Origin of the sequence: uncultured Eubacterium sp. (genome assembly GCF_934295145.1) — a bacterium.
Classification (GTDB): Bacteria; Bacillota; Clostridia; order Lachnospirales; family Lachnospiraceae; genus Eubacterium_I.
Map to the genome: position 1 here is coordinate 1 of NZ_CAKRAS010000082.1, position 9,995 is coordinate 9,995.

General features: G+C 40.4%; 8 protein-coding genes. 1 reads left to right on the plus strand and 7 read right to left on the minus strand.

Annotated elements, in window-relative coordinates; genetic code table 11:
- Nucleotides 1-402: 402 nt before the first annotated feature.
- The 3 genes from Q0I54_RS12405 to Q0I54_RS12415 all read right to left on the minus strand — a co-directional run bounded on the left by Q0I54_RS12405 (nt 403) and on the right by Q0I54_RS12415 (nt 5,106).
- Complete coding sequence (locus Q0I54_RS12405; RefSeq protein ID WP_296119032.1) at nt 403-3,738, minus strand: DEAD/DEAH box helicase; 3,336 nt, start codon at nt 3,736-3,738, stop codon at nt 403-405.
- Between the two features lie 179 nt (nt 3,739-3,917).
- Nucleotides 3,918-4,553, minus strand: coding sequence for a corrinoid protein (locus Q0I54_RS12410; protein ID WP_296119034.1), 636 nt, complete (start codon nt 4,551-4,553; stop codon nt 3,918-3,920).
- Between the two features lie 346 nt (nt 4,554-4,899).
- On the minus strand, nt 4,900-5,106 hold the full coding sequence (locus tag Q0I54_RS12415) for a hypothetical protein (protein ID WP_296119036.1): 207 nt from the start codon (nt 5,104-5,106) through the stop codon (nt 4,900-4,902).
- A 211-nt stretch (nt 5,107-5,317) separates the two neighbouring features.
- Between Q0I54_RS12415 and Q0I54_RS12420 the strand changes: the two genes are divergently transcribed.
- Nucleotides 5,318-6,211: a LysR family transcriptional regulator gene (locus tag Q0I54_RS12420; RefSeq protein ID WP_296119038.1), complete on the plus strand. Its 894-nt coding sequence runs from the start codon at nt 5,318-5,320 to the stop codon at nt 6,209-6,211.
- Nucleotides 6,212-6,221: 10 nt separating this feature from the next.
- On the opposite strand, the gene Q0I54_RS12425 is transcribed toward Q0I54_RS12420, so the two are convergent.
- From Q0I54_RS12425 to Q0I54_RS12440, 4 genes are all read right to left on the minus strand, one after another.
- Nucleotides 6,222-7,256: an alcohol dehydrogenase gene (locus tag Q0I54_RS12425; protein ID WP_296119040.1), complete on the minus strand. Its 1,035-nt coding sequence runs from the start codon at nt 7,254-7,256 to the stop codon at nt 6,222-6,224.
- A 73-nt stretch (nt 7,257-7,329) separates the two neighbouring features.
- The gene (locus tag Q0I54_RS12430; protein ID WP_296119041.1) at nt 7,330-8,073 is read right to left on the minus strand and encodes a TraX family protein; all 744 of its coding nucleotides are present in this window, start codon (nt 8,071-8,073) and stop codon (nt 7,330-7,332) included.
- Between the two features lie 205 nt (nt 8,074-8,278).
- Entirely contained in the window at nt 8,279-9,604 is a 1,326-nt protein-coding gene (locus Q0I54_RS12435) for an MATE family efflux transporter (protein ID WP_296119043.1), read from the minus strand.
- A 71-nt stretch (nt 9,605-9,675) separates the two neighbouring features.
- On the minus strand, nt 9,676-9,995 hold a 320-nt coding region (locus Q0I54_RS12440; RefSeq protein WP_296119045.1), incomplete at its 5' end, for a flavodoxin family protein.

Consider the following 9,995-nt stretch of genomic DNA (forward strand, 5'->3'; position numbering starts at 1 on the left):
TCTGCAAATTAGCCCATAAATGTCCGTTAATTCGAATATCCCAAATATGTCTGTAAATTAGCCCATAAATGTCCGTTAGTTTGATAATCCTAAATATGTCTGCAAATTAGCCCATAAATGTCCGTTAATTCGATAATCCTAAATATGTCTGCAAATTAGCCCATAAATGTCCGTTAGTTCGATAATCCAATATATGTCTGCAAATTAGCCCATAAATGTCCGTTAATTCGAATATCCCAAATATGTCTGTAAATTAGCCCATAAATGTCCGTTTCTTTAAAATGAAAAATATTATTTATCTGAAATATGCATAAAAAAAATGCAGATTAAATAATCATCCTATAAATGTCCGTAAGTTAGTCTATAAATGTCTGTTTCTAAAAAATAAATAATTGAAAAATTTTATAACTGCAATAATTCCAACAATTCTTCTTTTGAAAATGATGCATTTCCAAGTGTATCGCCACTCAAAATCTGTTCCGCGAGTTCGGCTTTCTGCTCCTGCAGTTTAATGATATTTTCTTCAATACTGTTTTTGGCAATCAATTTATAAACCAGCACCCGGTTCTTCTGTCCTATGCGGTGTGCCCGGTCAGTTGCCTGATTTTGCACGGCCGTATTCCACCACGGATCATAATGAATCACAATATCTGCTGCAGTCAGATTTAACCCAGTACCTCCGGCTTTCAAAGAAATGAGAAATACCGGGATATCATCCTTATTAAATTCTGTGACCAGACGAATGCGCTCCTGCTTGGAGGTAGAACCAGTCAGCAAAAAGAACGGAATATCTGCTTTTTTCAATCTGTCAGCAATGAGATCCAGCATAGTTGTAAACTGCGAAAAAACAAGCAGCTTATGTCCGGATTCCGTAGCATTCTGGATCAAATCGATACAAAGATCCAGTTTTGCTGATCCTGCAGAATAATTCTCGTATAATAGAGACGGATCACAGCAAAGCTGGCGCAGCCGGGTCAGTTCTGAGAGAATCTGCAGTTTGGAATGATTAAATTCTTCCGGAGACTGTTTGGAAAGCAGTATCTGAAGGCGCTGTACATGGGCCTGATATAGTTCTTTTTGATCCCCTTCCATCGGTGCATACATATTTTTTTCCAGTTTGTCAGGTAAATCCTTCAGTACCTCTTTTTTCAGACGGCGCAAGATAAAGGGAGCAATCATTTTCTGAATCCGGTGCAGTGCATCTTCATCGTTTTGCTGCATGATCGGAAGTTCCAGTTCTTCCCGGAATCTGGAGTAGGAAAACAGATATCCTGGCATCAGATAGTCGAAAATGCTCCACAATTCTCCAAGTCTGTTTTCCACCGGAGTACCAGTTAGGGCCAGACGAAAACGGGAGTCGATCTGTTTGACTGCTTGAGCTGCCTTTGTGGTAGCATTTTTGATAAACTGTGCCTCATCAATAATCTGATAATCGAAGGAAATAGTCTGATAAAGTTCAATATCCCGTCTCAGCAGATCATAGGAAGTGATAAAAATGTGTCCTTTTCCATCGGAGGCGGATGTCAGAAGTGATTTTCGTTCGGAGGCGGTTCCTGCTACCGTAAAAACGGGCAGTTCCGGTGCAAACTGCTGGCATTCCTGCGACCAGTTATAGACCAGGGAGGCCGGGCAGACGATCAGCGTGTTTGCTGAAGTCTGTGCCATTTCTATATAATGTGCATACAAAAATACGATGACCTGCAGTGTTTTTCCTAGTCCCATATCGTCAGCAAGGATACCGCCAAAACCGTTTGCATGCAGGGTTTCCAGCCACAAATAGCCCTTCTTCTGATATTCCCGCAGGATTTTAACATATTTTTCCGGTACTTCGAAGTCACTGTCTTCCACGGTGCGCATATTACGAATCAGTTCACGGAAACCACGGCTTTTGTTTACCGGTACAGATTCGTCATCCCGAAGCTGTGCATCCAGATAAAGAGCGCGGAATTTTGGCAGGGATATATGGCCGGAGGCAAGCTGCTGTTCTGTCAGCATGAGTCCCTGCTGAAGCTGGACCAGCGTGTCGAGGCTACCCTCTTCCATCGTTACAAATTGTCCGGATTTCAGTCGGTAAAAATTTTTTTTGCGATCATATTTTGACAGTAGAAAAGCAAGCTGTTCCAGGTTCATACCTTCGGATTCCAGATTAAAATCAAGTAAATTACCGTTCAGTGATACGCCCAGAGACACTTTTGGCGGTTGTATCACCTGAATTTTTTTCAGGCGGTCCGAGATGTATACATCTGCAACGGCTTCGCATTCCATCAATCCACGGGTCAGAAATTCATAGATCATGCTGTCATCTTCCGCTATGGCTGGCAGACCAGACAGATCATCCATGGCATTGCAGTAACCGGAAATCAGAGAAGCTACTTTGGCCTCTTCCCGAATATTGCGGTTTTGCCGTATTTTCTCGGAATGAAATACATGATATTCCCGGTCGGAACCATAATCAGCCATCAGATCACAGGTGATAATATCTTTTTGCGGCAGATCCAGGTACAGTCGGAAAGATACCTCGTCCGGCAGATAGGTTTCCGGTGAAAAACGATTCATGGTGACATGATATGATTTTTTTAGTTCCGGAAGCATTTCCCGGGTAAAAAGAGGCAGATCCGATTCTGCGATAAAAGATTCTCCGCGGCACCATCCCGTCATACGGTCTTCAAACAGGTTGATGGCTTCGTGGGTACGGCGGCTGGTCCGATATATTTTATAGTCTTTAAAAATGTAATTCCAGTCACGGCTGGCAATGGATGGAACCGGTTCAAGGGACAGCTGGATGCCGTCTTCCACTGCTGTGATCTGCAGGTTTTTCTGGTAAATTTCAGTGGTAGGATACCAGAGTTCCTGCTTTTTTACAGAGGAATCCACCAAAGTACCGGTTTCAGAAATGGTATTGAGAAAGGCATCCAAAAGCTCATTTTTTAAGGTAAAATTGCGGATATCCGTGCTGTACCAGTAGTTATAATCCTGAAACTGACGGATAAAAAATTCCATCAGACCGCGGCTGCTTTCATCAAAGGCATTGAGCTGATGGACAAAGGCAAGTTGTTTTCCGTAACTGTGCATTTCAGTGTGCATTACATGCTGCACCAGCTCCGGAATATTTTTCACTACGTACATTTTGTCTTTTCCAATACGCAGAGATACCGAGGTGTTGTTATAATCCAGATGCAGTGTTGGCTCCAGATGGATTTTTCCCATAAGGGAACCATCGGTGATCATCCAGTTTTCCTGATTTCCAAACCGTTGGAGGATCTGTTGCATGCTGTTATCTGTACGATGTTTTGAAAATGGTTCTGCATAAGAGGTTTCTGTACTGGAATACGTAGATTGTTTTGCTGATGACGTGCTTTTGGCAGCTGCACTTTCAAACGAGACAGGTTCTGAAAATGGTGTGGAAACAGATTTTTCCTGATTGTGCATATAATAGAGCATCGTTGCCACACAATGTTTGCAGATACCGTCATAGGAGGAGAATGCAATGCAGGGACAATAGTACTCTACATCTTCCAACTCTTCATTGTCATCAAAAAAAAGTGTAATTTCTACATCATAATTTTGTTTGTTGCTTCCGCGCACGCGGGAACGTAAATTTAATTCCAAATCGCCATATATACCTTCTGATTCAAACGTGGAAAATTCCAGAATACCATTCGTACTCTCCAGAAGCTTTCCGCGGTAAAAAGTTTTTTCATTATCTGCCTGTTCTTTGATATCACGTTCTGTCCACATGTGCTGTGCATGCTCCTTTTCTTTGGTATGTATTTATAATGTTAGCTCTGAAAATTCAACTATAAACGAATAATTCTACGTATTTTTATTCTTTTTATTATAATATGATATAAAAAAAAGAAAAAGCTGTAAATTAAGCTTTTTCTTTAAAAATATAGTGAATCATATAAGAATACGATTTATCCCTCAAATACAGCTGCGGCTGCGTCTGCTGCGGAAGCGGCATCTTCTGTGTAGATATCAGCGTGAATGCTGTCTGAAAATGCCTGATTTACAGGAGCACCACCGACCATAATAGTTACTTTGTCACGGATTCCTGCTTCTTCAGTTGCTTTTACAACTTCGCCGAGCATTGGCATGGTAGTTGTAAGAAGCGCGGAACAGCAGATGATGCTGCAGTCGTTTTCGATAGCACATTTAACGAAATCCTGAGGATCAACATCTACACCGAGGTCAATGATTTCGATGCCTTTGCCTTCGATCATCATACGGACCAGGTTTTTACCGATATCATGCATGTCACCTTTTACGGTTCCGATACATGCTTTTCCAAGAGGTTCTGCTGCTTCTCCGGTAAGGTGTGGTTTTAAAAGTGTAGTACCGGCGTTCATGGCACGGGCTGCAACTAATACTTCAGGTACGAATACTTCATCGTTTTTGAATTTCTCACCGATGATGTTCATTCCGTCAAGAAGACCTTCCTTTAAGATGGTTATTGCATCAACTCCCTCGTCGAGAGCCTGCTGAACAAGCTTTGTTACCTCTTTTTTCTTTCCTCTCTGTAATGCAGATGAAATATCATTAATAATTGACATGTTGTATTCCTCCTCCTGTTTGTTCGCCAATCTGTTTCGGCGTACTACGCCCCTGATGTTACCTATCGGTTACCAAAATTTGTATTTAATATTATACCGTAAATAAAGGAAGTTGTAAAATGAATATTTTGAGGCATCAATACGGTTTGTTATATACAAAAAAGAGCTCCATTCATCAGTGTTTGCGGGGCTTGATGAATGGAACTCTTTTTTGGGGGTAATAATCAAAAGCAAATTTTCAGCTTTCTGATTATTAAAATTTTAAAGGAAGGTATTTTATCGGATTAAGATAATTTGTTGATTTGTGTAAGTGTATAATAGCACACTTTCTTGTCAGATCAACCGATTAGCAGAATTTATGACGTAAGTAAGCTTCTACGTAGCTGTCGTTTGTCTGCATTGCTTCTGTGAAAAGAGCTCTTGGATTTTTTCTCCATGCTTCTTTTAATGCTTCTTCTTTTTCTAATAATTTGCTTGTCAGGTTGTTAGTATTTAATACCTGCTCTGCGCTCATTTCCTGTGCTCTTGTATATAAACCTTTGAATAATGTCATGATTGTGTCCTCCTTTATATGTGAATGTTAATTAGTTCTTGTTTTCCTGTTGAGATTATTATATTATATATAATAAAAGAAGTAAAGCTATTGTATCTTAGGGATGTATTAAGTAAAACTTAATGATAATGTTTAGAAAGCATACATAGTACACAAATAGAGTTTTAATATTTGTGCACTATGTACAGATACCATGTTGAAGGAGGTTTTTATGGATACAGCGAGATATCAGGCATTTCTGATGGCGGCAGAAACCGGAAGCATCAAAAATGCAGCAGAGGAGCTGGGATATACACCATCTGGTGTCAGTCAGCTGATCAAAGCGTTGGAGGAGGAACTTGGATTTACACTTCTTTATCGAAGTAAAAAAGGGGTAAGCCTGACACAGGAAGGGCGCAGGCTGCGACCAACGATTCGTGAGATTCTGGAGTCGGAAAGCCGATTATTTCAGACAGCTTCTGAAATGCGGGGATTATCCATTGGTAATATCAACATTGCAGCATATCAGTGTCTGGCAGCAGTGTGGATGCCGTCACTGATCAGTGGATTTCAGAAAAAATACCCAAATATACGTATTCAGCTTTTTGAGGGCACGCAGCAGGATATTTTACAGTATCTGGATGATCGAACAGTAAACCTGGCATTTTTTAACTGTTCGGATACGAAAAATTATGACTGGCTGCCACTGATGAAAGACCGTATGGTGGCGGTTCTTCCGACGAATCATCCTATGGCAAAAAATGAATTATTTCCAGTGGAGGCATGCCGTTATGAACGTTTTATTATGCCGGAGCATGGACAGGATCAAGATGTATTTGACATGTTGGACGAAGTAAATGTCAAACCGGATGTATATTTGTCTACATTTGATTCATTTACCGCGATTGCCATGATTGAAAAGGGACTTGGAATCAGCATTATGAATGAGATCAGTATTCCGACCAGAACAAGCAGAGATATTGTGACACTTCCGACAGTACCTGAGCATTACATTGAAATGGGAATTGCATTACCATCTATTGCGCAGGCTTCTCCTGCAGTGAAGAAGTTTATTTCTTATGCAGTGGAATCAGGAATCTGCAGTGCAAATCCAGTGAGAGTTTAAATTTATATATTTAACATTTTATTGCCACTTTGATTACGCCGTCTCTTTTATTTTCAAAAAGTTCATAGGCTTCTTCAATTCTGCCAAGTGGATAGGTGTGTGTGATCAGCGCTTCTGTATTGATCTTGCCTTCGGCTATTAGCTCCAGCGTTTCTTCACAATCGCAGCCATCCACTCCTCCTGTTTTAAATGTAAGATTCTTGCCGTACATATCTGGCAGTGGTAAGGTCTGGGCTCTATCATAAAGAGCCACTACCGTCACAATTGCATTTGGTCTTGCGCATTCCCATGCCAGTCGAAAAGTAGATTCTGCTCCTGCAACTTCAAGAACAACATCCGCGCCACCATGATCGCTGTTTGTCTGTACAAAATCAAAACATTCTTCCGGAGAAACTGTAAGAACCTCCGGATAATGTTTTCTAATGAAATGCATACGATTTTCGTCTTTTTCACACATGATGATCCGTTTTGGATTCTTTAGCATAACGGACAGTAAGGTACAGATACCTGTAGGTCCGGCTCCAATGATCAGTACGGTGTCATCCTCTGTAATCTCAGAAATACGTGCTGCCCAATAACCGGTAGCAAGAACATCTCCTATAAATAAAGCCTGTCTGTCTGTAACTTTATCCGGAATCTTATTCAGTCCCTGGTCTGCAAATGGTACGCGGACATATTCTGCCTGACCGCCATCAATACGGCAGCCAAGAGCCCAGCCGCCATTTTGATCGATGCAGTTATTTACATACCCTTTCTTGCAGAAAAAACATTCTCCGCAAAAAGTTTCTACATTTACTGTCACACGGTCTCCAGGCTTCACTTTCGTTACAGCACGTCCAACTTCTTCCACGATTCCAACCATCTCATGGCCGACTGTAATGCCCGGAACTGCTTTTGGAACGCTTCCGTGCTTAATGTGAAGGTCACTGGAACAAATGCTTGCAAGTGTCACCTTTACAATGGCATCCCTTTCATGCATCAGCACCGGTTTCGGTTTTTCTATTAATTCAAATTTCCCTTTTGAAACATATGTATAAGTCTTCATTTTTTCCCCATTATTTTCTTATAATTTTCGCTACACTGGATTTTAAATATTATCGTTTTCCGTTCTTGAATTATTATCGAATGTTCCATTGCCAAATAATAAACAAGATAAGAAGATGCGCCGGATAAAAAGCATAGCAGAAATATTTGAACCATTTGCTATGGTATCCCTGCTTTTCATTATATAACCAGATTGGAATAAGCGCCAACAGTGCAAAGCTTTGTTGTGCAATCTCAAAATGATGTCCCAGGATAGTTACCGGATAATACAGATCCCCAAGCATAATTACATTCAAATAGTACATTCCGGCAAACTGTGCCACAAAAGAAACCCATGTTTTTTTTCGGAAAAAGTAAAAAAGCAATACTGTCAGTATTCCCGCTGCATTGTAATCTACCATGGTTATGATTCCAAGCAGATAATCTGTCAAAAGCACAAGACAAACTACAAGAAGCAGTATCCATTTCTTTTGTGTCTTTTTTGCTTTTTCAATAATCTGTATCGATACCAGACCTAATAGAAATGTCCATAGTACGTTTTGATGAAACGGGTAAAATACAGAACTTCCCATAATCAAGTTAAATGGTATTTCTGAAATTAAAGCAAATAGAAAAAGACGCTGCATATACTTTTTGATATTTGAAGTATAATAGCATCCTTCTGCAATCATAAATGCAAAGATTGGAAATGCCAGTCTTCCTATGCATGTCAGCCATTCCTGTGCCGGAAATAGTGTCGCCCATAAATGATCGCATAGCATAAATAACATTGCTAAAATATGCAGTGTAAATGAATTAATTCCTCTTTTTTTCTCCATATATTCTTCTCCGTCTATCCAATAAATTTGCCGTTCGTCAAGAGTGAGCAAGCTCTCTCTGACTCGCTTGCACTCATTATATCGTGATTTCATCACTCAATAAATTCGCCGTTCGTCAATCATGCAAGCATGTTGACTCTCTTGCGCTCATTATATCATATAAATACATTTTATCATCTTTTGATGTCGAATAACCATTATTACATTAAAAACATTTTGATGATCTTCTGAGAGCCACATAAGATATTAAAAAGTTTGCGAGCCAACCAGCTGGTACTGCCAGCCAGACAAATGAAATGCCAAAACGCGGTGCAAAAATCAAAGCAACGGACAGACGAATCGTGAGGTTCACCATGTTTGCAATGAGGAATGGACGCATGATTCCAAGTCCACGAAGAACTCCGTCTGTTGCCATCTTAATCCCCATGAAGATGAAGAAATAGCCCAGCCATCTCATATAATCTCCAGACACCTGATATGCTAAAGCAGTTCCATCTTTACCAAGAAATAATGTAGAAATTTGAGTGTGCAGTGTTTCAATGACTATGAAAGCAATGACTGCAAAACACAAATCTAACACTAATGCAGCATGATACCCTTTTTTGATACGTTCGATTTTCTTTGCCCCAAGATTTTGGGAAACATACGGTGAAACTGCATTTCCGATAGATACAAATATCAGTGAAAAAACATTTTCTACCCTCATCGTTGCAGCATACCCTGCGAGCGCCTGTGTACCGAAGGGATTTACAACTGCCTGCACGATCATCATACCGATAGATACTGTAGACTGTTGGAGAACTGAAGGAACAGTAATCCGAAGCATGGAATGCAGCTCCCGACAGTCAAATCGGCGAAAGGAGCTCTTATACTGTCGCATCCGATGGAAGAAAATGAAAAGCGAAAACACAGCGGAAATTCCCTGTGCTATAAGAGTCGCAAGGGCGGCACCAAACACACCGAGACCAAGGCCAGCTACCATCCAAAGATCCATAAAAATATTTAAGATTGACGAGAATATCAGGAGTCCTAGTGGAATTTTTGATTCGCCTATGGAAGTGAACATCGTTGAAAGAATATTGTACATAAACAAAAATGGAAAGCCTACAAAGTAGACCCGCAGATATAATACTGCACTATCCAGTATATCGCCAGGAGTTTGTAATGCACTCATCATCAAATGAGAACAGCAAAATCCAAAAATACCAAGGACTATGCTTAGAATTAAAAAGCTAAGCAAGGATGTTGACACGATGGTTTTCATTTTTCCATATTCCCTGGCACCAAAATAACGGCTCACGAGCACACCGGCACCGATACCGGCTCCCAAAGCCACACAAATGAAAACATTAGTTAATGCTGCGCAGGCACCGACAGCTGCAAGTGCGGAGGAACCAACAAATTGTCCGACGATAATGGAGTCAGCCATATTATATATTTGCTGAAAAAAACTTCCGAGAATTATTGGAATTGCAAAAACAGTCAGCGCTTTTAGAGGCGCGTCTGTGATTAAATATTCATCTTTTGACATAATTATATCCTTCCGGTGTTTCTTGTGCACCTTGTGGCGCACGCTTCTAATGGGTAAAAGTCCATAATACTTTAAATAGAATATCCCATATCGTAGGCTTCTTGAAAAATACTTTGATCCTTAACCAATCCAGCATCCATCACGTTTGCTGCATATATCTTTCCCGCAATCTTGTATTCTTCCAGATGCTCTACAAAACCATTCAGATCACCAAGCGATCTTTCAATAATGTCCTCACCCAGACCAGCTGATATAATATAGTAAACTTCTTTTTTTCCAAGATGCTGCCAGATTGGATAAGTACGGTCGATAAAGGTCTTCATCTGGGCACTGATTCCATAAAAATAAACCGGAGTAGCCAGTACAAGTACATCTGCTTTCTGAAACATTT

Excerpts from the sequence above, each read along its gene's own strand:
- Q0I54_RS12405 (WP_296119032.1), bottom strand. The coding sequence starts at position 3,738 with ATGTGGACAGAACGTGATATCAAAGAACAGGCAGATAATGAAAAAACT.
- Q0I54_RS12410 (WP_296119034.1), bottom strand. The coding sequence starts at position 4,553 with ATGTCAATTATTAATGATATTTCATCTGCATTACAGAGAGGAAAGAAA.
- Q0I54_RS12415 (WP_296119036.1), bottom strand. The coding sequence starts at position 5,106 with ATGACATTATTCAAAGGTTTATATACAAGAGCACAGGAAATGAGCGCA.
- Q0I54_RS12420 (WP_296119038.1), top strand. The coding sequence starts at position 5,318 with ATGGATACAGCGAGATATCAGGCATTTCTGATGGCGGCAGAAACCGGA.
- Q0I54_RS12425 (WP_296119040.1), bottom strand. The coding sequence starts at position 7,256 with ATGAAGACTTATACATATGTTTCAAAAGGGAAATTTGAATTAATAGAA.
- Q0I54_RS12430 (WP_296119041.1), bottom strand. The coding sequence starts at position 8,073 with ATGGAGAAAAAAAGAGGAATTAATTCATTTACACTGCATATTTTAGCA.
- Q0I54_RS12435 (WP_296119043.1), bottom strand. The coding sequence starts at position 9,604 with ATGTCAAAAGATGAATATTTAATCACAGACGCGCCTCTAAAAGCGCTG.